This window comes from Pseudomonas sp. FSL W7-0098, from assembly GCF_005930585.1.
GTDB classification, from domain to species: Bacteria; Pseudomonadota; Gammaproteobacteria; order Pseudomonadales; family Pseudomonadaceae; genus Aquipseudomonas; species Aquipseudomonas bubulae.
In genome coordinates, this window is sequence record NZ_RXHW01000001.1 from 68,388 (window position 1) to 93,384 (window position 24,997).

Consider the following 24,997-nt stretch of genomic DNA (forward strand, 5'->3'; position numbering starts at 1 on the left):
CGCGCAGCGTCTGTTCTTGAGCGTGATCCGAAGGCAGGGATATGCAAATTAATCACCCATGTTCAGCACTACGCCCGTTTCTCCGGTACGCAGCCGTCAGCTTGCTGACCCTGGCAATGGCAGCGCAAGCCCATGCCGAAGACACCTGCAGCGCCTTGGCCGCCAGGGCCTTGCCCGATGCGACCATCACCGTGGCCGAGGCCATTGCCCCCGGGCAGTACCCAATGCCGGAAAACCCGCTGATCCGGCTGGCGGGTTTCTCCGGCATGAACCCGGCAGGGCGCCCCGCAGTCGGGCCAAACCCGGCCTTTTGCAGGGTTGCTGCCACACTCAGGCCCAGCAGCGATTCAGATATCAAGATCGAAGTCTGGTTGCCGCTCAATGGCTGGAACGGCAAGTTACTGGGTGTCGGCAGTTTTGGCTGGGGCGGAGCGATGATGTACCCGGCCATGCTCGCCGGGCTTGAGCAGGGCTACGCCACGGCAGCGACCGATACCGGACACGACAGCAGTACTGAAGAAGGCAAGGGCGGGCAGTTCGCCCTGGGCCACCCGGAAAAACTGATCGATTATGCCTGGCGCGCCGACCACCTGATGACGGTACATGCCAAGGAACTGATCAAGGCCTACTACGGAAAACCCGCCAGCCGGGCGTACTGGATAGGCTGTTCGCTGGGCGGCCTTGAAGGTCTGATCGAAGCCAGGCGCTTTCCCGATGACTACGATGGTATCGTCGCCGGTGCGCCGCCCAACCCGCTGGTCAAGTTCAATGCCGCCCAGCTCTGGCCCGGCTGGTTGCTCGGTCGCCACCGCGATGTGAACATGACCAAGGCCAAGCTCGAGATGGTCAGCAAGGCGGCGCTCAAGGCCTGCGCCACGCCCATTGGCCTCAAGCAGGGGTTTATCGACGACCCGCAGCATTGCGATTTTGAGCCTGAACAATTGCAGTGCAAAGGCACCGAGACAGCCGACTGCCTGACGGCGGGGCAGGTAGAGCTGATGCAGCAGCTCTATCGAGGGCCGATCAACCCGCGTACCGGGGAAGTGATCTTTCCTGGCGTGGCCAAGGGCAATGAAAACCTGCTCGGTGATTTTGTCGATGGCCAAGCGTTCCCGGTGGCCCTGGACCTGTTCAAGTACGCGGCTTTCCAGGATCCGGACTGGGACTGGACGACCATGGACTGGGACAAGACCGTGAATGAGGCTGTGAACAGGCTCGGGCCCTTGTTGCACGTTGACTCCAACCTCACGGCATTTTTCGACCGGGGGGCAAAGCTACTGCTTTATGTGGGCTGGAACGATTTTCATAACGGCCAGGAGCTGATCGACTACTACCAGTCACTGCTGCGCGATTCGGGCAGGGCGGCCCGGGCTTCGGCCCGGCTGTTTCTGATCCCGGGCATGGGCCATTGTTACGGCGGTGCGGGCTGCGACACCTTTGACAAGTTGGCTATTATCGACAATTGGGTGGAGCACGGCGTAGCACCGCAGCGCATCGTCGCTTCGAAAATTGAAGACGGCAAGGTTGTGCGCACCCGCCCGCTATGTGCCTGGCCGCAGGTCGCCCGTTACGCGGGCAAGGGCGATATCGACAATGCGGACAGTTATGCCTGTGTCGAAGTAACGCAATAGTGGTGCAAAAAAACAAAGGCCTGCATGAGAAGTCTCATGCAGGCCTTTGTGTACCTTGCGCCGGCGCTATTGCGCTGGTTTCAGCGGCCTACCAGCAGTTCTGCGGCCTGATCCAGTAATGCCAACGGGTCCTTGGCCTTATGGATATCCACCGACAGCAGTTGACGAAAGCGCCTGGCGCCAGGGAACCCCTGGCCCAGCCCCAAAATATGACGCGTGATATGGTGCATTGAACCACCAGCGACTATATGCGCTGCGATATAAGGCCGCAACAGCGTGAGCGCCTCTACCCGCGAAATGACAGGGGCAGAACTGCCAAACAGACGTTGATCGACCTCGGCCAGAATATACGGGTTGTGATAGGCCTCGCGACCGAGCATCACACCATCAAACACCTGTAAATGTTCCTGGCATTGCTCGAGGGTCTTGATCCCGCCGTTGAGAATGATCTCCAGTTCAGGGAAATCGGTTTTCAACTGCGCGGCAACGTCATAGCGCAGAGGCGGGATATCGCGGTTTTCTTTAGGCGACAGCCCTTCGAGAATGGCAATACGCGCATGCACGGTGAAACTGGTGCAGCCGGCATCACGAACCGTACCGACGAAATCGCACAGTTGTGCATAGCTATCGCGGCCGTTGATGCCGATACGATGCTTGACCGTGACAGGGATAGCGACCGCATCGCGCATGGCCTTGACACAATCGGCCACCAGGGCCGGGTGCGCCATCAGGCAGGCACCGATCATATTGTTCTGCACCCGATCGCTGGGGCAGCCGACATTCAGGTTCACCTCGTCATACCCTGCATCCTGAGCCATGCGTGCGCAAACGGCCAAGTCAGCCGGAACACTCCCTCCCAGTTGCAAGGCCAGCGGATGCTCAGACGCGTCATGACGCAAGAAGCGCTCGGCATCACCATTGATCAGCGCACCCGTAGTGACCATTTCGGTGTACAGCAAGGCGTTTTTGGATAGCAGACGCAGAAAAAACCGACAGTGGCGATCTGTCCAGTCCATCATGGGTGCAACAGAAAACCGCCGAGACAGCGCAGCCCCTGTGTTTACTGGCTTTGAAGCAATATTCTGTACCATTGTGCTCTACGTTTTTGCAGCGTTTTTAGGGGGTAAAAGGGCGTATTTTGAAGTCGCCTGGTACAATTTACCAATCAAAACAACAATTGTACCAGGCGATCATGGCCACTATCCGAGCACGCAAGCGTACTGACGGCAGCATCAGTTACACGGCACAAGTACGCCTGTTTTGCGATGGGTTGCAAGTCTACCAAGAGAGCCAGATCTTCGCCCGATAACAGACGGCCTGGCAGCTTTGGGTCGATTGCGGGACTTTGCAACAGGCAGCAATCGGACAGATGCAGCCACTCGAACAACATAACCTGAGCGCTGTTTTGCAGCGCCAAACGGTCACTTATGTTCCGCTGCCAACATTGATCTGAACTGGGAAATACTCTCTGAAGATAGCCCGGCACCTTCGAATACTGCGCAGGTGAAGCTAACGGGGGCAGGGCCTGGAGCGGTTATGATGCGGTCTGCAATCACCGCTATCGGACTGTTTCGATAAAACCCGTGACCTTCATAACCTGCAGCATTCTCTTGTAAGAAATTAGCACTGTTTGAGGTATGTGGAGTCTTGTCGAGGAGCCCGGCTCTCGCAAGTGCCAGAGTTCCCCCACAGATACCTGCAATCGTCGCTCCACTTGAACGACTGGCATGAAGAAAGTCTCGAATATCCGGTGCTTCTGCACGTTCCCAGACCATTCCCCCGATAACGACCACAACATCCGGTTTCCAGTCCAGGCATTGTTGCAAGTTACTATCGATCGTTACAGGCAGCCCGCCCTGCGAGTGGATCTGTCCCGGAGCAAAAGCGAAAAACCTGACGTCGATCCCGTAAAATGGGGACGCAGTTCCAGCTATAAAAGCATATTCCCAGTCAGCAAAACCGGGGCTCAGTATTAAACCTATGCGTGCCATCAGTCAGAATCCTCCATGAATGCCAACACCCTATGGCGACAATAAATGGATATCAAGGGCTGCTTTGGGTCGGATAGCAGTCGCTCGCAAAAATCTGCTCCTTACCTATATATGCCAGGACTCAGCCTCGACGTAGCGGGCCAACGCACGTTTGAGGTGGTACTGACGGTCGCGGTCGGTGGCTTGGGACAACTGGTCGAGCTGCTCCACGAGCGCCTCTTCAACACAGAATGACAACACGGGCGGTGCCATGATGGAATCCTCACTCTTGAGTGTATACAGCGTATACGGGTTCTAAAGCTGCACACCCAAGTGGCTGATGAGAACAGAGGTTTCTTGTAGCTTCAGACAAACGCACCGGTGTCTCTGCAAACTACCTGCGATAGCTTATTTTCGTCCTTGGGTGCCATTAAAGCGAAAAAAGGCCAGCCACATCATGGCCAGCCTTTTTGCTTGCTTGAACCACCACCTGAAAATCAGGCTGCCTTGTTACTGATGCGAACTTCGAGTTCCAGATCTGCACTGGCCAACATATTCACCAAAGCATCCAGAGAAAATTTTTCAATTTTCCCCTTGAGCAAATCATTCAGCCTTGGCTGAGTGATATGCAGCCGCTGGGCCGCTTCTTTTTGCGATACATCCCAGGTTTTCACTACCCGCCTGATGGCTCGCATCAACTGAGAACGGACACGCAGGTTCTCGGCTTCTTCTGGCGTATCAACCAACGCATCCCAGACACTGGTAGGGCGTTCGTTTGACATACACTTTTCCTCTGATCAATCACTTGCTTACTAATTTTTGGACAACTGTTTTGCTACAAGTTCTTTTAAAAAAGTGACAGGTGTACATTTTTTGAGTCGGGTCATAGCTAGGGCTTTACCCCTTCACCGTTGGTAAAGGGGATCGCCACGCCACCCTACGCTCAACCCAGCGATTTGTATCGGGCTCTACCCAGATCCAAATCACGCTTTTCCGTCTTTTGAGTTGTCTTGCGGAAGGCATGCAACACATAGATTGCTTCCGGCCGATTGACCACATAAAACACGCGAAAAGCCCCATCATCACATGCAATCCGGATTTCCTGAACACCCTTGCCAACGGATTTCATTGGCTTGAAGTCGTCAGGCTCTTCCCCTTCCTGCAGTAGTTCTAGCTGAAAACCTGCTCGCTTCCTAGGCACTTCAGGGAAGTCCCGCAGGTCTTGCAAGCTACTTCCAACCCACATGATTTCCTTCATTTCTCGGTTGGGCATCGCTGCACCTCCGTCTTATCAAACATTTTATGCATCTGAAAGTAGTCATCGGTCGCTTCCTCTCTGGTCAAAAATCGAACAGGCATGTTGCTCGTCTCACCTACGGATTCGCGTGTGCGAATCCACGCCTGCGAGATAAACATTATATCTGTTTTGATATAAATACAAGGTCATCTCTCATCACTGTTTTGCAGACATCAAGAGGTGGGGCCATCATGCATGCGAAATGCTCCCAGTGAGGCTACGAGTCCTTGTGCGGCTCATTTCCACGTTGGGATGCGGTCAGCCGCTTCCTGACGGTGCTGGTGAATCTGTGTAGGGATTTATTCAGATGTTGGCGAATGCCAGTTTGTCGAGTGGGCTTCATTCCTGGACATTCATCCTTTGTAGGGCCGTTGAACATTGGAGGTGAGCTTACCGAGAGATATTCAGGAGTTTCGTACGACGTTTCGCTTTCCATCTCGCGAATCATCCGAGAGAATCCCGTTCGCTTGCGCCTGCTCAAATCGGGGAATAGTCTCGGCCCATCGCTGCAAAATCAGCGGTCGGGTTTAGTAGCCCGGTGTTACCAGGCGCAATGCGCCACCTTAGCGAGGCGCTTTTTTTGGCCTTCGTTTTATGGTGGCCGTGCGCAGGGCGCCCTTGTGGCGCGCCGGTTTCCTGGTACACCGGTCTACTAACCTGCGTACGGCTGCCACCCAGTCGTTTAGTAGCGATAGGTGACAGCTCCTTTTTATGTACCAGGAGTCATCACAATGAAAAAAGTTGTCCCCGATCCCCCCTCATTGACCCTGCAAGATGCTGAACAGTGCGATTCACAGTCGCTGGACCGTGCGGCCGTCAGGCGTGCGCTCGATTATTACCTGCACGATCATAAGCCTGCTCGCCCCATAAGCACGGCTATATTTGCCATCCCGGACAGTGTCAATTCAGAAGCGGCTTTGGCCCAAGCGTCAGACTTGTTGCGCTGTGCGGTTGCTTCGGCGAGTGAGGCGGGGGATGGTTTGTGCGGGCTCGCGCGCGACCGGGTGTTGTCGGTCATGCATCTGGTGGAGCTGGCCAGGGCGTATGTCGATAAATCGCTGGACGGTGTGGCGATGCACTGATGCAGCACGCGCCTGGTTGGCGGCAGGCGCGTTATTGATCTCTGGGTATATTGGGTACTTTTCTAAAATCGCGGCAAGTTGATCGGAGCCTCCCTAGGTAGCTGACAAGCTGCCCAACAATACAAGGAAGTCAATGCTGAGTTCACTGGTATCAAATGGTCAGCAACCAACGTCGGATCAATCAGAACTGGTGGTGCCTTGGTGGAGCTTTACGAAGACCATCCTGGCTGTAACCGCCCTGTCATTAGTACGTGATGGGCGGATCGGACTGGACACCCCGATACCTGATCAGCCATTCACGTTGCGCCAACTGCTTAGGCATGAGGCAGGGCTCGCCGATTATGGTGAACTTGCAGATTATCACGCCGCCGTTGCCAACCATGAGGCTGCATGGTCAGCAGACGAAATGATGCAGCGCCTTGATGGCGCTCGGCTTCGATATACCCCCGGAACTGGATGGCGCTATTCCAATGTGGGTTACCTTCTCATAGGCAAGCTAATTGAACAGCTGACTGACTTGTCGCTTGAAGAGGCAGTGGGTCGATACGCACTGACGCCTTTGGGGCTCTCGAGGGTTCGCTTCGCTAAAACGCCAGCAGACTTACAAGATACCCACCTTGGAAATACATCAAATTATGACCCCGGCTGGGTGTATCACGGCTTGTTAATCGGCCCCATTTCGCAAGCCGCACTCTTCCTCGACCGACTTTTCGCAGGGCATCTGCTCCCCACAGGCTTGCTCCAGGACATGCAGATAGCAAAGGCATTGGGTGGTTCGATTCCAGGACGCCCATGGATTACACCGGGATACGGCCTGGGTTTAATGCGGGGTTCGATCGACGGTGGTTTTACCCTTTGCGGACACACAGGGTGCGGGCCTGGCAGCGTCATTGCCGTTTACCGTATCTGCGACGGCGACACATCGGCCTGTTGCGCTGTTTTCGGCGCAGGCACCCGTGAAGGCACCGTCGAAACCCTCGCCGCCGAGCAACTGATACAAGTTTTGCGGTCGGGGGGTAAAGTCGTCTGAGTCCTTCGATGTATTGGCCGGCGATCCGCTACTTATCGTGGCGCAGCTCGCGGCTCAAGGTCTGAAGCATCTATATATTGACGGAGGTCAGACCATCCAGGCTTTCCTCGCTGCGGGATTGATCAACGAGATCACTATTACGCGCATTCCAGTGTTGTTGGGCAAAGGAATTCCTTTGCTCAGCCAGTTGGGTGGCGAGCTAAATTTAAGTCTGATTGACTCCTCAGCGTCTGATAACGGATTTGTACAGAGTCGTTATCAAGTGCTCGCCCAGGCTTGCTCAGTTGACAAAACAGGATCTGATTGCAGTGCTTCTAGAGATTTGATGACTGCCCGCACGTCATTTGGTGCATAGCGACGTTCAAAGTCAGGTCGTAGCTAACCGACCCACATTTGCAGGCGCTGGCCACCACTGGCTCGATGTCTCGAGGACGTTCTTGCTCGGCTGCCACATCAGTGGGGCACTGTTAAGTTATCGGAGATGGCAAAGTTTTAGAGTGGCTGAAACGAAATGACAAAAGAGACGGCACGTTACATCTTGATCACAGGCGCGGCAGGTACCGGCACCACGACTTTGGCGGATGCTTTAGCTAAGGAACTGAGCGCAACTCACCTGGAAGCAGATGATTTTTTGTGGCTGCCCAGTAACCCGCCCTATCTGCATCTGGCTGACAAAACGCAACGAGGAGAGCGCTTGCTACATGAAATGCGCTCTCATGACCGTGCAGTGGTTGCCGGATCAGTAATGGGCTGGGGTCAACCGCTTGAGAGCGAATTTGATCTTGTGGTGTTCCTTTATCTTCCGGTTGAACTCAGATTGGAGAGGCTAGAACGTCGAGAGGTAAAACGCTTCGGTCAAGCAAAGCCGGAGTTTCTGGCTTGGGCAGCTCAGTACGATGAGGGGGGCGTCCCTGGACGTAGCCTGGCCAGGCACCAGGAATGGCTGTCTGCGCTTACCTGTACGGTCTTAAAGCTTGAAGGGGACATGTCTGTTACAGATCGGGTGCGGCAAATACGGGATGCAGTCGACGGACTGAAGCACGCACCGTCAGTCATGTGAACGTGTGTTGGCTGTAGGCTTACGTCCAGCTTGCCAAGCGAGTGGAAGAGATGGGCCAGTCATTCAGCGGCACATTAAGGCAGTCAAAAAGCTCGAGGCAGTTATCCTGGATCGGCACGTTCGCAATCAAAGCATGATGATTGCCGTGCTCTCGAGCAAGACGGGCCGCACCAGAATTTTGTAGCAGTCGGCATCGAATGCCTGCCCTGTCAGTCTGGGGGCCAGTCTGGCTTCAGACTCGCAGGTATAGGTGCCGATATAGCGCCAGCTGTCCACGACGTGGTACTCCTCGATCTCGCCATGCTGCTCGTGCAATGCGATTGCGCCTGGATAGGGCCAGTGATGCACGGCCCAGCGTTCCAAGGCACTCAACAAGCGTTGGGTATGCGCCTTATGGCTTTCTGCCCCTTTGCAGGCACCGGCGCACTTGCCTATCTGAGCCCGAAAGCAGCCCCGTCCCGTTGATTTATCCAGGCCCAGCAGGGTGTGGCAGAGCCGGTGCTCGTCCGCAATCTGCATCAGGGCTTCGGTGGCCATCCGCCGGTTACGGAAAAGCCCGTACAACTGTGGCCCGTCGCAGATGGTGGTGGTGTCGATGATTTCCAGTACCCCGTCGACAATCCGCAATGAGCACAGACGCTGTTGACGACGAAGTCGCTTGTTCTTCAAGGGTTGCAGTTCTTTGATCAGGCGGGACTCCAACAGCAGGGCGCCGATTTCTCCTGCGGTTTGCTGGTATTCGATCCGTTGTGTCTGGCGCAGCATTCGGGCTTCTTCCGGTGCGCGCAGGTGGGAAAGCAGTCGGCTGCGTATATCGATGCTTTTACCGATATAGAGCGGCATGGACTCGCCAGCAGCGTAAAAGAAATACACCCCGGGTGCTCGCGGGGCGGCCTCGACCTGAGCGCGCAGGTGGATCGGGTATGTATAAACAAGGTCGGGGCGAGCAGTAGGGGCGGGCATGGGGTGCACCTTCAAGGTGGATCAGTAGGCCTATGTACCAAGCATGGCCAATTTCAGTTCGGGGCAATGCAATTGAACACCTCGCCTCGTGGCTTTTACCAATAGTCCAGGCGTGATGTGCCAGAAGCTCGCTCAATGCCTGACGCGTCAGGGTATTCAATGTCACGTATTACTGCTGTTTGTACCACGGGAGTGCTACAAAACACATCGCAAGAACGCCTTGCTCTACGAGGATTGATCAACGGGAACAGTTATTGCTTGAAGGGCTGAGGGCGGAGGGAAATGCAGACCGCGCAGATTTGTGTGCGCTGTAAGGGTGCGTAAGTTAATCAGGAATTGCGTGTTTTCGAGCGCAAGCAGTTGACCTACTCAGAACAGTTTATAGGGAGCTATCGCTTGGAAAACCTGGTCATTCGTCATGCGCAACTAACGGATGCGACGCAGCTCTGCAATGCCGAGCGTGAAACGGCCAAAACCCCCGGTTTGCTTGTCTCGCGGCCAGGTGAGTTTAACACTGCAGCCTTTGAGCGAAAAATTCTTGCCCTGAAGGATGATGGCCTTTACCTGGTGGTTGAATGGAATGACCAGATTGTCGGGCATGCTTTGCTTGAGCCAATGGGGCTTGAGGCCTTTAAGCACGTTATGAGCCTGACTATCGTTGTGCATCCCGACTATGTGGGGCAGGGTATCGGCCATGTGTTGATGACGCGCTTGTTGCAGTGGGCCGGGGATCGCCCGGGGCTGGTGAAAGTCGAACTGCGGGTGCGTGAGGTCAATCGCGTGCGAGGCACCTTTATCTGAAGTTCGGCTTTGTGGAACAAGGTCGTCTTGAAAAGCGTATACGCCTACCCGATGGCAGTCTGATCGCGGATATCACCATGGCCTGGTTCGCACCTGAGCAGAGCTGAAGCAGCACTGGGTGGCAGCTTGATGCCCTGACGAACTTAAGCTGTCGTCTATAGTCAGAGGACCACCCTTATTCTGAGTCCTCGACCATGTTAACGCCTCGTTCACTGATTACAGCCATTACGTGTGTTGCGCTTGTTTGTGGCCCGGTCACTGCCTCGGCCGATCCAGGTAACGGTAACGGTAACGGGAACGGTAAAGGCAATGACAAAGGCGGTCAGCACTATGACCAGGATCATGGCAAGCAAGGTGGCCAGGGCAATAAAGGTAAAAAGTCAGGCGCTGACGACAGGGCGCATGGCCCGAGTATCAATCGTGCAGCCACGCTTGAAATCATTCACGGGCATAGAGATTACTGGAGCCGAAGCCAGGCGCTGCCGCCCGGCATCCAGAAGAATCTGGCGCGGGGCAAGCCGCTGCCGCCGGGTATTGCCAAAAGCTGGATGGCCGACTGGCCAGCAGGCTGCCTCATTACGAGGGGTACGAATGGCAGCAGGTGGGCACGGAGTTGATTCTGGTCTCCATTGCCACCGGGTTGGTTTATGAGATTCTCAATGGTGCCTTTGATTGATGTGACGCCGTTGTGTCGATCAGTGCCTGAAACTCCGGGCTTATCCCTCGACTAGACCCGGGAAAAGCCCGGCCAGCCGGGGCAATGTGCCAGTGTTTCTCACTAAGTGGCTGTTTTTGAATAAATTTATTTAAAAAGTGCTTCCCATATCCTCAGAGTGCGGGTATATTTGCGCTCGTTCTCACAGCGAACCCTTACAGGTTCACGGCGATTGGCAACATTCGCAAGCTGCAAGGACGTTAAATGAATGCCAGGCATTCATCGCAACAACTACAGGGGCGTCGCCAAGCGGTAAGGCAGCAGGTTTTGATCCTGCCATGCGTTGGTTCAAATCCAGCCGCCCCTGCCATTTTTCAGATCTTGTCCAGCATCGGGCAAGAGTCTCCAAGCACAGCGTCAACGCCGTTCGGCCTGACGCAACCTCGCTAGTCACCCATCCCATACCAATTAATACCACTGTCTTTTTCTTGCCCATCCGGTTTGTGGCGGATCAGTCCTGCGCGTTTCTGCAGCTCAACCCATTGCCTGTGAAAGCAGTGCGTACTGATGAACACCTTCAGTGGATTGCGGGGGTGTGCCGAGGGCCATTTGGCTCACCCGGTCTACTGGGCCCAGGCCGGCCCGCGTCAGCCATTCACACAGACCGCTGTTATGTGGCACATCGATACGCACAAACTGGCCAGGGATCCGTGAGAGCAGGGTGGCGATCAGGTGCCTGGCCTGCCGGGGATTTTGGGCAATCACCGGGCCAATGCAATGGCCCTTTCCGGCGCGGCGCAACAGGGCAAACGCCTGTAACTGGCCACCGCACTCGATACCGGCCGTGTGTTCGATAGTGTCGTGCAGATGGGCGAAAATGGCACGGCGATCCAGCCCGCTGCCAGCGTTGGCCAGTGCCAGTTGCCGTGCCTGATCCTCTGCGTTGAGGCTGCGGCAGTGTTCGTCTGCGGCCAGCGGTTCAAGGGCCATACATTGTGCCGGGCCCTGGCGCTGCTCGAGGGTGCCGAACTCGATAAAGCCCTGGCTCAGATACAGCGGTGCGCCTGCTGCCGAGGCATTGAGGATCGCCGTGGCCGGCTTGCAGGCCTCGAGCGCCAGCTCCATCAATCGGCGGCCAACACCCTGGCCCTGATAATCGGGGCTGACCACCACCAGGCCAATGGTTGCAAACGCACCTTGTGGGCAGGCGAACGCCGTGCCGATCAAGCGCTCACCTTCGCAGGCCGCAAAGCCTTTGCACAACCGGTGCAACAACGCCCAGTCTTCCAGGCGATGGGGCCAGTTCAGTTGCGCGGACAACCTGTGGGCGGCGGGCAAGTCGGCCCGGATCATGGCGCGGTAAGTGAAGGCAGCCTGTTGCGGCGCGGGCATGATGAAACTCCTGGAACATGTGCGCACTATCTACAGGTATTGCCGCCGCGCTTTCAACCCCCGTGTGCGACCTCATGCCTGGCCGACATGATGCTCGCCACCTGACGTGGCTGGCAGTTGAGGTAGGCCGAGGATTGCAGCCATTGCTGGTCGGGGTACCAGGCAAACATGAACTGGCCATTTTTGAGTTTATCTACGACCTGACGCGCCACTTGCGGGCGGACCGCCGGGCAGCCGAGGCTGCGGCCGATGCGGCCCTGGGTTTTGCTCCACAGCGGGTTCACGTAATTGGCGGGGTGGATCACGATCGCCCGTTCACGGGCCTGATCATTGATGCCGGGCTCAAGGCCGTCCATGCGCAATGAGTAACCATGGCTGCCCACATAGCTTTCCTGGGTGCTGAACAGGCCGAGACTGGACTGGTTGCTGCCTTCGGTATTGGAGAAGCTGGTGGCGAAGTTCTCGCCGGATTGTTTTCCGTGGGCCACCAGATCACGCAGAACCAATGTCTTGCGGGTCAGGTCAAAGATCCAGAGACGGCGAGCGGTTGAAGGTTGCGAGAAGTCGATTACCGCCAGATGCCGAGCCTGTTTGGCTCCGTTATTGACCGCACACTGCATGGCGCTGAGGGCGCTTTTCAGGGCCTGGGGGTTGAGTTCCGGGGCGGCATGGCTGAGCTTGTTGAGCAAGAGCGGATTAGCAGCGTAGGCAGTAGTGCAGGTTGCGCTTAAGGCGATGACTGCAAAGCAAAAACGGCGTAAAAAGTTGAGCATGATTTGCGTATTCTCGATGGAGTCAGACCAGTAATGCTGCGCCGATAACTTGGCGCTTGGGTTTTAACTGCTAGCCTGTGGGTTTGCCGTGACCGCTGATTGAGCTGAAGTTAAAGATGACGGCCCATAATTGGAGTAAAGCAGTTGTTCAAAAAACGCGCATTTTACTTGAGCATTGCCTTGCTGACTGTGCCACTGGTCGCTGTAGCCGATCCCCTACAGGCAGACACCACAAGCCCGGTACAACAAGCGCTCAGCCAACTGCCGCAAGCCTGTCCGGTCCTGGCGCCACGGGTCAATGCACCGATGCTGCGAATGCTGCAGGGGTTTTATCAGGGGCAGAATGACCAACCGGTATGGTCGGTCAATGGCCGTTTGAGCGCCCTGCAAGGGGAGCTTGCGCAGTTGGCGGATGACGGTCTGGACCCCGACACCTACAAACTGCCTGTCGCTGGTGATCTGTGTGCCGATATCGGGATCAGCCAGCAGTATCTGCAAGCCTTGCAGGACCTGCACTATGGTCGCCTGCAGCAGTCGCGGTTCGAGCCGGTATGGCATGCCAGTGAGGTTGCACAAGACCGCCAGGCCCGCATCCTGGCCTTTGCCGGCCCGGGCCTGGCGGACTTGCCCCGGGCTTTTGAACAGGCGCGCCCGCAAAACGAGCTGTATCAAAACCTGCGTCGGGTCTATGCCCGCCAGCGTCAGCAACCCTTGCCACAATGGCAACCACTGGCCAGCGGGCCGTTGCTGCGTCCGGGGGCTGAGGATGCGCGGGTGCCCGAGCTGGCCCGGCGACTGGTCAGTGAAGGCTACCTCAGCCACCTGCCGGCGACTGTCGATCACCATTACAGCAATGAACTGGTGGCGGCGGTGAAGAGCTTCCAGCTCGACCATTCGTTGCAGGCCGACGGTGTAATCGGCGCGGGCACCCTTAAAGAACTCAACATCAGCCCCCAGGCGCGGCGTGAGCAGCTGCGCATCAATCTGGAGCGCTTTCGCTGGATAGCCCAGGATCTGGAGCCCGATATCCTGCTGGTCAATGTGCCCGCAGCGCAACTGACCGTGTACCGCAACGGTGTGCCGCTGTGGCAGACACGCACCCAGGTCGGCCGTGCCGAGCGCCAGACCCCGCTGCTCAAGTCCCGGGTCAATCGCCTTACGCTCAACCCGACCTGGACCATTCCGCCGACCATCTTTCGTGAAGACAAACTGCCGCAGATCCGTCGCGACCCGTCTTTCCTCAGCCGTCAGGACCTGCAGATTGTGGACAGCAACGGCCAGCCGCTGGCGGCTCAGGATATCGACTGGGATCGACCGGGCAACATCCTGCTGCGCCAGGGCGCGGGGCCGAGGAACCCGTTGGGCCGTATTGCCATCCGCTTCCCCAATCCGTTCTCGGTGTACCTCCACGACACCCCTAGCCAGGCCTTGTTCAGCAAGGGGCCACGGGCTTTCAGTTCGGGTTGCGTGCGGGTTGAAGCGGTGTTCCAGCTGCGTGACTTGCTGGTGACACCTGCCGAAAAAGTCCGTAGCGAGGAGCTGTTGGGTACCGGGCTGACCCATGAGTTCAGGCTGTCGAACCCGACACCGATCCTGATGACCTACTGGACCGCCCAGGCAAACAAGGACGGCAAGGTGACCTACGCACCGGATATCTACAATCATGACCCGGCATTGATTGCGGCTCTGGCCAGCAAAAAATAATTCGGTCATTGCGGACTTTCGTAGCAGCTGACGAACGCAGCCTCGCTCCGCTCGTCAGCTGCTACATAGTCTTGGGCAACTTGCCTCATCTGCAGGCGAGCCACTAGTATCCAGCTCCCGATTGTCGACCCTGAGAGCCCCCATGAGCTGCTGGCCCGATTCGCGTTTCACCGATCTGCTGGGTATCGCCCACCCCCTGATTCAGGCACCGATGCTGGGCGCTGGCGCCGATATCATGATCGGCGTGGCACAGGCCGGGGGGCTGGCCTCACTGGCCTGCGCCACGTTGAGCCTGGAGGCCATCCGCAGCGAGGTGGCAACCTTTCGGGCTGCCTGCGACCAGCCGCTCAACCTGAACTTTTTCTGCCATCAGCCTCCGGAGTACGACGAGGCTGCCATCGAGCAGTGGAAGTCGCTGTTCAAGGCCTATTACAGCGAGCTCGGCGCCGATTATGACGCGCCCACTCCGATATCCAGCCGCGCGCCTTTCGATGAAGCCACCTGCGCCCTGGTTGAGGAATTGCGCCCCGAAGTGGTGAGTTTTCACTTCGCCCTGCCGGCACCGGAGTTTGTGGCCAGGGTCAAGGCCTGTGGGGCCAGGGTGCTCAGTTCGGCCACGACGGTTGACGAGGCGCAATGGCTGGAACACCACGGCTGTGACGCAATTATCGCCATGGGCTATGAAGCGGGCGGTCATCGGGCGATGTTCCTGCATCGTGAGCTGACCACGCAAATCGGCACCTTCGCTCTGGTGCCGCAAATCGTCGATGCCGTGTCGGTGCCGGTGATTGCTGCAGGCGGCATCGCCGATGCGCGAGGGATCGCGGCGGCGTTTGCACTTGGCGCCAGTGCCGTGCAAATCGGCACTGCTTACCTGTTTTGCCCTGAAGCAAAGCTGGCCAGGGCTCATCACCGCGCGTTGCGCGAGGCTCAGGCCAGTGATACCGCGCTGACCAATCTGTTTACCGGGCGGCCAGCACGGGGCATCGTCAATCGGGTCATGCGCGAACTGGGCCCGCTCAATCCCCAGGCCCCGGCTTTTCCGTTGGCCGGTGGTGTGCTGCTGCCGCTCAAGGCCAAATCCGGGGCTGACAGCGGCGACTTTATCAACCTGTGGGCGGGCCAGGCTTTCCCCCTGAGCCCCGGGCGCATGGCCGAGCTGACGTCGTATGAGCTGACACGCAAATTTATCGACGATTATGCCGCCCGCTCTACATGCCTATAGCAATTTTGCCCGGCATGGCTGGCGGTGCGAATCAGCAACATGATTGCACCTGCCACCGGCAGGCTTACCAGCAGTAATGCATAGCGCAGCGATTCAATACCGAAAGCCGGCTGCAGGGCATCGCTGAGCAAACCGGCCAGCAACGGCCCCAGGCCAATCCCCAGCAGGGTCGAAATAATGGTCTGCAAGGCCATCGCCGTACCCCGGCGGTTGGCCGGGACCAGTTGGGTGATCAGATTGAACGACGGCGCCACCCACCACACCGAAAAAAAGCTGTAGAGCGCGCACAGCAGCATCGCACTGGGCACCGGTACGCTGCCCACCTGCAGCCACACTGTGTTTGGCCACAGCAGGTAGGCGAACAGCGCACTGAGCGCTGTCACATGCCCTATGACCGGAATGCCCACTTGCCAGTGCGGGTTGCGCCGGGTCAGGTGGTCACTCAGCCAGCCGCTGAACAAGGCGCCGATGCCGGCAAAGCCGCCACAGATAAAACCCGCCAGCAACCCGGCATGTTGCAGTGACAAACCGTGGGAGCGCACCAGAAAGCTGGTGTTCCACATGCCGATTGCATAAGAGCCCAGGGTGGTCAAACCCCCCGCCATCACCAGGCAACGGTAAGCGGGCAGGGCCCAGAGTTTGCGTGCCTCGCTGCCCATGCTCTGCAGGGGGTGGGCCGCGTGGGCGCTGGCCAGGTCCCAGCGGCCACGCGGCGGGTCCTTCACCACAAAGGCCAGCAGCGTGGAGAACATCAGCGCCGGAATGCCGATCACGATAAACGCGGTGCGCCAGCCATAGTGCTCAACCACCCAGGCGCCAAGGCTGAGGCCGATCACTGCGGAGAAGGTCGGTGCCGCCGTGAAGCAGCTGATGGCAAACGATCGGCGATGGGGCGGGTAGAGGTCGGCAATGATCGACATCGATGTCGAGGTGGTCGGCGACTCGCTCACCGCCACAGCCATGCGTGCCAGGGCGAGCATCCAGAAGCTCACTGCCAGCCCGCACAACATGGTTGCCACGGCCCACAGCAAACAGGCGATGGCCAATAAGCGGGTGCGTACCATACGGTCGGCCAGGCGACCGGCAGGCAGGGCAAGCAGGGCGAACACCGCGGCAAAGGCCAGGCCGGAAATCAGCCCCATCGCTGTGTCACTGACGCCGAACTCGGCTTTGATCGGCTCAATCATCACTGCCAGAATCTGGCGCCCGACAAAGTTGTCGGCAAACACCGCTGCCAGCAATAACAGCAAAGCATGGCTGCGCCAGCCGACATGAGTGTTGGACATGGTGGGTTTCCTGTGAGGTAAAAACGCCGAAGGCGCTGACCCGGTCAGCGCCTCCGTCAAGGTGCGACGCCTCAGGCCCGCTGGCGCGCCAGGGTCATGGCGGTGTCTTCGATCATGTCTTCCTGGCCGCCAACCATGCCGCGACGACCCATCTCCACCAGAATCTCCCGTGCCGGCACGCCGTACTTTTTCTCGGCGCGCTTGGCAAACAGCAGGAACGAGCCATACACCCCGGCGTAGCCCATGGTCAGGGCATCGCGGTCGCTGCGGATCGGGAAGTCCATGATCGGCACCACCAGATCCTCGGCCACGTCCTGAATGCCAAACACACTGACCCCGGTTTCTATGCCCATGCGATCGCAGACGGCCACCAGGATTTCCATCGGCGTATTCCCCGCGCCCGCGCCGAGCCCGGCCGCTGCAGCGTCGATGCGGGTAGCTCCGGCCTCGATGGCCGCGATGGAGTTGGACACGCCCATCGACAGGTTGTGATGGCCGTGAAAGCCGATCTCGGTGTCCGGGTGCAGGGCCTCACGCAGGGCTGCAACCCGCGCCTTGATATCGTGTGGCAGCATGTAGCCGGCCGAATCGGTGAGGTACACGCAGTTGGCGCCGAAGCTCTCCATCAACTTGCCCTGTTTGACCAGCCCCTCGGGACTGTTCATATGGGCCATCATCAAGAAGCCCACGGTGTCCATGCCCAGCTTGCGGGCATAGGAGATGTGTTGCTCGGACACGTCCGCCTCGGTGCAGTGGGTCGCCACACGGATGGTATTGACCCCCAGTTCATGGGCCATTTGCAGATGGTCCACGGTGCCGATACCCGGCAGCAGCAGGGCTGACACCCTGGCCTTTTTCATCATCGGGATCACGGCCGACAGGTACTGCTCATCGGTGTGCGCCGGGAAGCCGTAGTTCACCGAGCTGCCACCCAGGCCGTCGCCATGGGTGACCTCAATCAGCGGCACGCCGGCTGCGTCCAGGCCGCAGGCGATGTCTTTCATCTGCTGCAGGCTGATCTGGTGACGCTTGGGGTGCATGCCGTCGCGCAGGCACATGTCATGCACGGTAATTTTTTTGCCGCGAAGATCCATGATCGGCTCCTTAAGCGAGGGCAGGTTGGGGGGCTGATGCCTTGAGTTGCAGCTCGCCCTTGAGGATTTCCTCGGCGAACATCTCGGCGGTGCGGGCGGCGGCGGCGGTCATGATGTCCAGGTTGCCGGCGTACTTGGGCAAGTAGTCGCCCAGGCCTTCGACCTCCATGAAAATCGAGACCCGGTTGCCGTCAAACACCGGGCCGTTGACCAGCTTGTAGCCGGGCACATACTGCTGCACCTGCTCGATCATGCTGGCGATGGCCAGGCTGATAGCGGCTTGATCCGGTTCGGTTTCAGTCAGGCAATGCACGGTATCGCGCATGATCAGCGGCGGCTCGGCGGGGTTGACGATAATGATCGCCTTGCCCTTTTTCGCCCCGCCCACCTGCTCGATGGCACTGGCCGTGGTGCGGGTGAATTCGTCGATATTCTTGCGCGTGCCCGGGCCCACCGATTTGGACGCGGCAGTGGCGACGATTTCGGCGTAAGCCACCGGCTGGACGCTGGACACGGCCGCCACCAGCGGAATGGTCGCCTGGCCGCCGCAGGTGACCATATTGACGTTCATGGCGCCGCGCTTGAGGTTGGCCTTGAGGTTGACCGGCGGCACGCAATACGGGCCAATGGCAGCCGGTGTCAGGTCGATCATCAGCACGCCCAGCTCGTTGAGCTTGCGGCTGTTTTCAGCATGGACATAAGCCGAGGTGGCATCGAAGGCGATCTGGATATTGTCTGCCAGCACGTGCGGCAACAGACCGTCGACCCCGTCACTGGTGGTCTTCAGGCCCATCTCGCGGGCGCGGCTCAGGCCTTCGGAGGTGGCATCGATGCCCACCATCCACACGGGCTCCAGCACTTCGCTGCGCAGCAGCTTGTAAAGCAGATCGGTGCCGATATTGCCCGGCCCGATCAGGGCACATTTGATCTTTTTGCTCATGGCTAAGGTCTCGAAGGGGGGTTAGGGCACAAAGCGCAGGTTGGCAGAGCCCAGGCCGCTGAGAGTCAGGCTGACCTCATCGCCGGGTTGTACCGGAACCAGCGGCGCCAGTGCGCCGGAAAGGATGATTTCGCCCTTGCGAAACGGGATGTCGAACTTGCCCAGGGTATTGGCCAGCCAGGCCACGGCCTCGCAGGGGTGGCCCTGTACCGCCGAGCCAAAACCATGACCGGCGGGCTGGCCGTTTTTCAGCAAGTGCAACTCGACCTTGGCCAGATCCAGCTCGCGCGGGTTGATGCGCTGTTCGCCCAGGGCGAACACACCGCAGGAAGCGTTGTCGGCCACGGTGTCCTGAATGCGGATTTTCCAGTCGGCAATGCGCGAGTCGACAATTTCGAAACACGGCACCACCCATTGGCTGGCTGCCATTACGTCTTCGGCGGTGATGCCGGGGCCGTGCAGGTCTTCGCCGAGGATAAAGGCGATTTCGCCTTCAGCCCGTGGCTGCACCAGGTGGTGGGCGGCAAAGCTCACATCGCTGTTGTCGGCGACTTGCATGCGGTCGGTCAAGAAGCCGAAATCGGGCTGGTGCACATCAAGCATGTCCTGCACGGCACGGCTGGTAACGCCAATTTTTTTGCCGACCACCTGCTCGCCCAGCGCCTGGCGGCGTTGCAAGAAACGCAGGGAAATGCGGTAGGCCGTGTCCAGGGTCAAATCCGGGTAACGGGCGGTCAATGGCTCAAGGCTGCGCCGCTCCAGCAGGGCGTGAAACAACTCGTCGCCCAGGGCTTCAATCAACAGTGTGTCCATAAATACGCTCTCTAAAACGCCAGAAAACTCCTAGTGGGAGCGGGCTTGCCCGCGATTCAGGCGCTGCAATGTTTCAGGCAGACCGCGTTGATTCCATCGCGAGCAAGCCCGCTCCCACAGTTTTTGTGTCAGGTGGCTCAACCCGGCCAGACGCTCGATTCGGCGCCGCCGTCTACTTCCAGGATCTTGCCGGTGACCCAGCGTGAAGCCGGGCTGGCCAGGTACAGCGCTGCAGCCGCGATATCTTCAACTTCGCCCAGGCTTTGCAGCGGCGTGGCCTTGATCATGCCGTCGCGCATGGCCACCGGCAGCACGCCATTGAGGGCGGCAGTCAGTACCGGGCCGGGAGCAATGCCGTTGACCCGTACCTGCGGCGCAAAGTCCTGGGCCAGCAGGCGGGTCATATGGCTCAGCGCGGCCTTGGCGGTGCCGTAGGCGCTGAATTGGGTTTGCGCATAACGCGCCGCGCCCGAGGTGATATTGATGATGTTGCCGCTGCCGGCTTCGCGCATATGCGGCACGCACAGCTGGCTAAGGTGATAGGCCGAAGACACGTTGAAGCGCATGATTTCTTCAAAACGCTCCACGCTCAGGGTCAACGGGTCGTTGGGCCCGGCGCCGCCAGCATTGTTTACCAGGTGGGTGATGCGGCCCATCTGCTCGCGGGCCTGGGTGACCAGAGCGCTGCGCTGTTCGCTGTCATTGACGTCGCAGCTCAGGGCCAGGGCCCGACGGCCGAGGCTGCGTACTTCTTCGGCTACGGCTTCAACGTCGGCCAGGGTGCGGGCAGCCAGAACCACGTCGGCGCCTGCTTCAGCATAGGCCAGGGCGATACCGCGCCCGATGCCGCGGCCGCCGCCGGTGATCACCGCCACGCTGCCGGTCAGGTTGAAGCGCTGAATAATATTCATAAAAAGTCCTTTTCCTTTTTAGGTAGAAAGCTAGCGGGGCGCCCACAGGTCGGGCAAGCCGGGATCACTGGCGGCAATCAGGCGCTTGAGCAGCACCTTGAGCGCCTGGGCATCACCGGGAGCGAGACGGGCCGACACGTTCTCTTCCACCGCCTTGGCCAGCGCCACCTGTTGCAGCGAGGCCTCGCGGCCGGTGGCGGTCAGCACATAGCGTGGCGCCTGCTGGCTGCCTTCGAGGGCGACCAGGTTCTGCTTTTCAAGAAAGCGCATGCTTGCCACGCTTACCACATGCCCGGTATAGCTGACGAAGTGATTGATTTCATCCAGGGTCAGGTTGTCGCGAATACACAGCACTGACAGGATAAAAAAGGCATGTTCGTCCAGCTGCTGGTTGCTCAGCAGGCGATGCAGGGCGTCGAGCAGCTGATAATGGGCGCGGCCCAGCAAGTAACCGAGCAGGTCTTCGGTGTAACTGCATTCCGGCGGTGGCGGGGTGGTTGCCAGGCGCAGCTCGCTGCGCGGCTTGCGGGTTGCCAGGGCATATTGGCCACTTTGAAAGGCCAGCGGTGCACGGTCACTGTGATCGAAGGCGAGTACTTCCCCGACGAATATCACATGGTCGCCGCCTTCATACTGAAAAGCCGTGCGGCACTGAAACCTCGCGGTGCAGTCCTGCAACAGCGGCGCGGGGCTGATGCCGTTATCGAGTTCGATTTCGGCAAACTTGTTCTCGCCCTGCATGGCAAGGCGTCCGGACAGCGGCTCCTGCTCTGTCGACAGCACATGCACGTTCCAGTGCGAACCGGCACTGAATACCGGCAGGCTGCGGGCGGACTTGGCCAGACTCCACAGCACCAGCGGCGGGTTGAGCGATACCGAATTGAAACTGTTGGCCGTAATGCCAATGGGCGAGCCATCTTCGGCCTGGGTGGTGATGATCGTCACCCCAGTGGTGAAGGTGCCCAGCGCGGTACGGAATGCCTGCGGGTCAAAACTGCTTTGCACTGCCATGACGAACCTCATGGATTGAATTTTCGTGCTGGCAGTATTCCCCTGGCTTGCGGGGGCTACATCGTCTTAATGGACTAACGGATATGGCCGATTATCGTCCGATCGGACGAGGCATTGCGGGGCGCAGTTCGCTAGCGTCGGTTGATCGAACCGGTGTATCAGAGGACTTATCCATGACGTTGAGCAGCACTGCTCCAGAACAGCTGACCAGCCTGTTGGCGGCGCAGAAAAAAGCCTTTGTCGGCGCAGGCCACGTCAGTGCCGAGCTGCGTCGGGAGCGCATCCAGCGGGTGATCGAGTTGCTGGTGCGCTTCCAGCAGCCGCTGGTCGAGGCCATGGATGCCGACTTTGGCGGCAGGCCCCAGGGCTTTTCGTTGATGAATGACGTGCTGGGTTCCCTGGCCTCGCTCAAATACGCCCGCGACCATCTCGAGCACTGGGTTGCAGACGAGCCGCGCCAGGTGTTTGCGCCCTATGACCAGTTGGGCGCCAAGGCCTGGGTGATGCACCAGCCCAAGGGCAGTATCGGCATTCTCGGCACCTGGAATGCGCCGCTGTTCACCTTGCTCAGCCCCTTGGCCTGCGTGCTGGCGGCGGGTAACCGGGCGATTCTCAAGCCCTCTGAAGTGGTGCCGCGTACCGCCGATGTGCTTGCCGGGGCTTTTGCCGAGCTGTTCGATCCGCTGGAAATCGCCGTGGTCACCGGCGACGCCGAACTGGCGCAAGTGTTTACTGCGCAAGCCTTCGACCATCTGGTGTTTACCGGCAGCACTGCGGTGGCGCGCTCGGTGATGCGCAATGCGGCGCAACACCTGGTGCCGTTGACCCTGGAGCTGGGCGGCAAGTCGCCAGTGATTATTTCCCGCAGCGCCGATCTGGCCAAGGCGGCCTTCAGCATTGCCGTGGCCAAGGCCAATAACGGCGGGCAAATCTGCATCAACCCGGACGTGGTGTATGTGCCCCGCGAACAGATGGAAGATTTCCTTGGCCTGCTGGGCGCGGCCTACAGTGAGCTGCTGCCCGCCACCGACGCCAATCCTGACGTGGTTGCGGTGGTCAACGACCGGCATCTGCAGCGTATCGAAGGCTATGTGCAGGACGCCCTCCAGCGTGGCGCGCGTGTCGAGCGCTTCCCTCGGGCTCTTGAGGTTGACGCGCTCACACGCAGGCGCCCGTTGCAGGTGGTGATCAATCCGCCCCGCGACAGCCTGATCCTGCAAGAAGAAATTTTCGGTCCGGCACTGGTGCTGTTGCCCTATGAGCAGCTTGACCGTGCGCTGGCCGATATCCATTCACGCGAGCGCCCGCTGGCGCTGTACTACTTCGGGCAAAGTGAAGAAGAGCAGCGTCATGTGCTGCAAAACACGATTTCCGGTGGGGTAAGCATCAACGACGTGATGATGCATGCGGCTTTGCACGATTCGCCTTTTGGCGGTATTGGCGCCTCGGGCATGGGCCATTACCACGGCCGCGAAGGCTTCCTGGAGTTCAGCCATATGCGCACCGTGTACAAGGCTGCGGCTTACGACCCGCGCCGCGAGTGGGGCCTATTGCCGCCTTATGGCGAGCACTTTTTACCCGCCATGCAGGCGATGGTCACCGCCGACTGAAACCCGAAATGCCCTTGTGGGAGCGAGCAGGCTCGCTCCCACAAGGGGCGTTGCTCTTTAAATAAAAACAAGATTTGCTCTGGAGATAGACCTTGCAAAACCCTGCCGAAACACCTGAACAATCCACTGGCTGGCCCCGTCGCCACGTCCTCAAAGCGGGCGCCCTGGCCGTGGGTGCCGGGCTGCTGGGGCGTTTTGCCAATGCCGCTGAAGGCACCGCCATTTCGCCCGCCGAGTACCTGGCAATGGATGCCACCGACATGGCCCGCGCCGTACAAAAGGGCGAACTCAGCCCGCACGCTCTGCTGGCAGCGGCCATGGCCCGCTGTGATGCCGTCAACCCCAAGGTCAATGCCGTCAATATGCGCCATGACGACTACGCCCAGGCACTGCTCAAGGCCCGCAGTGCCAGCGGGACTGCGAATGCCGGCGCACTGGCCGGGGTGCCGATCCTGATCAAGGACCTCAACACCTACCTGCAAGGTACCCGCACCACCAATGGCAGCAGGTTGTACAAGGACGCGCCACCAGCGCCCCACACCAGTACCCTGATTGACCGCTATCAGGCAGCCGGGGCCGTGCCGTTTGGCAAGACCACCTGCCCGGAATTCGGCCTGACCACCACCACCGAATCCCTGCTGTGGGGCCAGACCCGCAACCCCTGGAACCTGGCCAAAAGCGCCGGCGGCTCGTCCGGCGGAGCTGCTTCGGCGGTTGCCGCAGGTATTGTGCCGGTGGCCCATGCCACCGACGGCGGCGGCTCGATCCGCATTCCGGCGTCTTATTGCGGGCTGGTCGGGCTCAAGCCGACGCGTTACCGCACACCAAGCGGCCCGGGCAAGTACGAGGGTTGGTTCGGTGCCAGCGTGGGCAACGTGGTGTCGCGCAATATGCGCGATATGGCGCTGTTTATGGACGTGGGGCAGGGACATGAGGCGGGCAGCCCGTATTGGGCAAAACCGCTGGTACGTCCTTACGTTGAAGAGCTGCGCACTGCACCGGGCCGTCTGCGTATCGGTGTGGTGCGTGACTCGTTGACCGGCTCGCCGCTGGACCCGGCGGTGGTCAGGGTGCTGGACGACACTGCCAAACGCCTGGCCGCCCAGGGCCATGAAGTTGAAGAATTGCGCCTGAGCATCGACCCACGGCAGTTGTTCGGAGCCCACGGCTCGGTGGTTGGCGATGCCTTGCTGACCATGGTGCACGATCGCGAGCAAGTGCTGGGGCGTAGCGCCACGGCCGATGACTATGAACGCATCACCCAGGTGGTACTGGGCAATGCCCAAAAAGTCACTGGAGAGGGTCTGTACCGGGCGCGGCAGTCGTTCGAAAGTATTGGCGGTTATATGGAAGAGCAGTTCCAGAAGTACGACGTGATCCTGTCGCCGGTAACGGCCAACATTACCCCGGACCTGGGCCTGCTGAGCCTCAACCAGCCGTGGGACAGCTATGCCCACAACGCCATGGGCAGCGCGGCCTTTACCGTGCTGGCCAACGTCAGCGGGCAGCCGGCGCTGTCGTTGCCGGTGGGCATGAGCGACAACGGCCTGCCCATCGGCATGATGTTCACCGCGCCATTGGGCGGTGAAGACGTGTTGCTGCGTTTGGGCGCGCAGATCGAGCAGGATCGGCCTTTTGCGAAGTTGCCGGTGGTTTAAAAAGCGCCCTGACCCTCTCCCTCAGGTAGAGGGGATTGATTGGCGTTTACCTTGCGGCTAGCTCCCTCTGCCCTTGGCAGAGGGTTGGGGT

At 59.1% G+C, this 24,997-nt stretch carries 23 protein-coding genes, 1 tRNA gene and 3 pseudogenes; 13 read left to right on the plus strand and 14 right to left on the minus strand.

The features are described from left to right. The first annotated feature begins 41 nt into the window (after window positions 1–41). Window positions 42–1,631, plus strand: coding sequence for a tannase/feruloyl esterase family alpha/beta hydrolase (locus FHL07_RS00335; protein ID WP_138737917.1), 1,590 nt, complete (start codon window positions 42–44; stop codon window positions 1,629–1,631). Between the two features lie 80 nt (window positions 1,632–1,711). Here FHL07_RS00335 and dusA read toward each other — a convergent pair whose 3' ends face one another. After that, window positions 1,712–2,722, minus strand: coding sequence for a tRNA dihydrouridine(20/20a) synthase DusA (dusA, locus tag FHL07_RS00340; RefSeq protein ID WP_138737918.1), 1,011 nt, complete (start codon window positions 2,720–2,722; stop codon window positions 1,712–1,714). A 101-nt stretch (window positions 2,723–2,823) separates the two neighbouring features. Between dusA and FHL07_RS23945 the strand changes: the two are divergent. Beyond that, a pseudogene (locus FHL07_RS23945) lies at window positions 2,824–2,937 on the plus strand (integrase); the annotation flags it as partial. Window positions 2,938–3,052: 115 nt separating this feature from the next. Here FHL07_RS23945 and FHL07_RS00350 read toward each other — a convergent pair. The 4 genes and pseudogenes from FHL07_RS00350 to FHL07_RS00365 form a co-directional block, all read right to left on the minus strand. Beyond that, a complete protein-coding gene (locus FHL07_RS00350; RefSeq protein ID WP_095018470.1) occupies window positions 3,053–3,622 on the minus strand; it encodes a DJ-1/PfpI family protein in 570 nt (189 codons plus the stop codon). A 108-nt stretch (window positions 3,623–3,730) separates the two neighbouring features. Then, window positions 3,731–3,874, minus strand: a pseudogene (locus FHL07_RS00355) (ribbon-helix-helix domain-containing protein); the annotation flags it as partial. Window positions 3,875–4,098: 224 nt separating this feature from the next. Then, window positions 4,099–4,383 carry a helix-turn-helix domain-containing protein gene (locus FHL07_RS00360; RefSeq protein ID WP_095018471.1) on the minus strand — a complete coding sequence of 95 codons (285 nt, stop codon included), beginning with the start codon at window positions 4,381–4,383 and terminating at the stop codon, window positions 4,099–4,101. A 161-nt stretch (window positions 4,384–4,544) separates the two neighbouring features. Then, complete coding sequence (locus tag FHL07_RS00365; RefSeq protein WP_138737920.1) at window positions 4,545–4,874, minus strand: type II toxin-antitoxin system RelE/ParE family toxin; 330 nt, start codon at window positions 4,872–4,874, stop codon at window positions 4,545–4,547. A 755-nt stretch (window positions 4,875–5,629) separates the two neighbouring features. On the opposite strand from FHL07_RS00365, the gene FHL07_RS00370 reads away from it, so the two are divergent. The 4 genes from FHL07_RS00370 (at window position 5,630) to FHL07_RS00385 (ending at window position 8,070) form a co-directional block, all read left to right on the plus strand. After that, window positions 5,630–5,980, plus strand: coding sequence for a DUF6124 family protein (locus tag FHL07_RS00370; protein ID WP_095018473.1), 351 nt, complete (start codon window positions 5,630–5,632; stop codon window positions 5,978–5,980). A 133-nt stretch (window positions 5,981–6,113) separates the two neighbouring features. Beyond that, complete coding sequence (locus FHL07_RS00375) at window positions 6,114–7,010, plus strand: serine hydrolase domain-containing protein (protein WP_095018474.1); 897 nt, start codon at window positions 6,114–6,116, stop codon at window positions 7,008–7,010. A gap of 13 nt (window positions 7,011–7,023) precedes the next feature. Next, window positions 7,024–7,365, plus strand: a complete 342-nt coding sequence (locus FHL07_RS00380) for a dihydrofolate reductase family protein (protein WP_274595684.1) — start codon at window positions 7,024–7,026, stop codon at window positions 7,363–7,365. A 156-nt stretch (window positions 7,366–7,521) separates the two neighbouring features. Then, on the plus strand, window positions 7,522–8,070 hold the full coding sequence (locus tag FHL07_RS00385; RefSeq protein WP_138737921.1) for an AAA family ATPase: 549 nt from the start codon (window positions 7,522–7,524) through the stop codon (window positions 8,068–8,070). A 126-nt stretch (window positions 8,071–8,196) separates the two neighbouring features. Here the strand turns inward: FHL07_RS00385 and FHL07_RS00390 are convergent, their stop codons facing one another. Then, window positions 8,197–9,033 (minus strand): endonuclease, encoded by an 837-nt coding sequence (locus tag FHL07_RS00390; RefSeq protein WP_138737922.1) that lies wholly within the window; start codon window positions 9,031–9,033, stop codon window positions 8,197–8,199. A gap of 396 nt (window positions 9,034–9,429) precedes the next feature. Between FHL07_RS00390 and FHL07_RS00395 the strand changes: the two genes are divergently transcribed. The 3 genes and pseudogenes from FHL07_RS00395 (at window position 9,430) to FHL07_RS00405 (ending at window position 10,859) form a co-directional block, all read left to right on the plus strand. After that, complete coding sequence (locus FHL07_RS00395) at window positions 9,430–9,834, plus strand: GNAT family N-acetyltransferase (protein ID WP_202979096.1); 405 nt, start codon at window positions 9,430–9,432, stop codon at window positions 9,832–9,834. 194 nt (window positions 9,835–10,028) lie between these two features. Beyond that, a pseudogene (locus FHL07_RS00400) lies at window positions 10,029–10,510 on the plus strand (anti-virulence regulator CigR family protein). Between the two features lie 274 nt (window positions 10,511–10,784). After that, window positions 10,785–10,859 (plus strand) — tRNA-Gln (locus FHL07_RS00405). Window positions 10,860–11,023: 164 nt separating this feature from the next. Here the strand turns inward: FHL07_RS00405 and FHL07_RS00410 are convergent. Both FHL07_RS00410 and FHL07_RS00415 read right to left on the minus strand, forming a co-directional pair. Beyond that, window positions 11,024–11,881 carry a GNAT family N-acetyltransferase gene (locus tag FHL07_RS00410; protein WP_138737923.1) on the minus strand — a complete coding sequence of 286 codons (858 nt, stop codon included), beginning with the start codon at window positions 11,879–11,881 and terminating at the stop codon, window positions 11,024–11,026. 53 nt (window positions 11,882–11,934) lie between these two features. After that, complete coding sequence (locus FHL07_RS00415; RefSeq protein ID WP_138737924.1) at window positions 11,935–12,654, minus strand: murein L,D-transpeptidase catalytic domain family protein; 720 nt, start codon at window positions 12,652–12,654, stop codon at window positions 11,935–11,937. 144 nt (window positions 12,655–12,798) lie between these two features. On the opposite strand from FHL07_RS00415, the gene FHL07_RS00420 reads away from it, so the two are divergent. Together FHL07_RS00420 and FHL07_RS00425 are read left to right on the plus strand one after the other, a co-directional pair. Beyond that, window positions 12,799–14,358: a L,D-transpeptidase family protein gene (locus FHL07_RS00420; RefSeq protein WP_138737925.1), complete on the plus strand. Its 1,560-nt coding sequence runs from the start codon at window positions 12,799–12,801 to the stop codon at window positions 14,356–14,358. A 142-nt stretch (window positions 14,359–14,500) separates the two neighbouring features. Then, entirely contained in the window at window positions 14,501–15,583 is a 1,083-nt protein-coding gene (locus FHL07_RS00425) for an NAD(P)H-dependent flavin oxidoreductase (RefSeq protein WP_095024610.1), read from the plus strand. Here FHL07_RS00425 and FHL07_RS00430 read toward each other — a convergent pair. The 6 genes from FHL07_RS00430 to FHL07_RS00455 all read right to left on the minus strand — a co-directional run bounded on the left by FHL07_RS00430 (window position 15,556) and on the right by FHL07_RS00455 (window position 21,638). Next, on the minus strand, window positions 15,556–16,869 hold the full coding sequence (locus FHL07_RS00430; protein WP_095019849.1) for an MFS transporter: 1,314 nt from the start codon (window positions 16,867–16,869) through the stop codon (window positions 15,556–15,558). The two genes, FHL07_RS00425 and FHL07_RS00430, sit on opposite strands and share 28 nt — an antisense overlap. A 71-nt stretch (window positions 16,870–16,940) precedes the next feature. Continuing rightward, window positions 16,941–17,963, minus strand: a complete 1,023-nt coding sequence (gene dmpG / locus FHL07_RS00435) for a 4-hydroxy-2-oxovalerate aldolase (protein ID WP_095000066.1) — start codon at window positions 17,961–17,963, stop codon at window positions 16,941–16,943. A 10-nt stretch (window positions 17,964–17,973) separates the two neighbouring features. After that, window positions 17,974–18,903, minus strand: coding sequence for an acetaldehyde dehydrogenase (acetylating) (locus tag FHL07_RS00440; protein WP_095000067.1), 930 nt, complete (start codon window positions 18,901–18,903; stop codon window positions 17,974–17,976). Between the two features lie 21 nt (window positions 18,904–18,924). Next, window positions 18,925–19,716, minus strand: a complete 792-nt coding sequence (locus FHL07_RS00445) for a fumarylacetoacetate hydrolase family protein (RefSeq protein WP_138737926.1) — start codon at window positions 19,714–19,716, stop codon at window positions 18,925–18,927. A 137-nt stretch (window positions 19,717–19,853) separates the two neighbouring features. Next, on the minus strand, window positions 19,854–20,627 hold the full coding sequence (locus FHL07_RS00450; protein ID WP_095000069.1) for a glucose 1-dehydrogenase: 774 nt from the start codon (window positions 20,625–20,627) through the stop codon (window positions 19,854–19,856). Between the two features lie 30 nt (window positions 20,628–20,657). Continuing rightward, entirely contained in the window at window positions 20,658–21,638 is a 981-nt protein-coding gene (locus FHL07_RS00455) for a flavin reductase family protein (RefSeq protein ID WP_138737927.1), read from the minus strand. 173 nt (window positions 21,639–21,811) lie between these two features. Here FHL07_RS00455 and FHL07_RS00460 point away from each other — a divergent pair, with 173 nt between their 5' ends. Together FHL07_RS00460 and FHL07_RS00465 are read left to right on the plus strand one after the other, a co-directional pair. Then, window positions 21,812–23,248, plus strand: a complete 1,437-nt coding sequence (locus FHL07_RS00460) for a coniferyl aldehyde dehydrogenase (protein WP_138737928.1) — start codon at window positions 21,812–21,814, stop codon at window positions 23,246–23,248. 92 nt (window positions 23,249–23,340) lie between these two features. After that, entirely contained in the window at window positions 23,341–24,906 is a 1,566-nt protein-coding gene (locus tag FHL07_RS00465; protein WP_095019851.1) for an amidase, read from the plus strand. The last annotated feature ends 91 nt before the right edge of the window (window positions 24,907–24,997 follow it).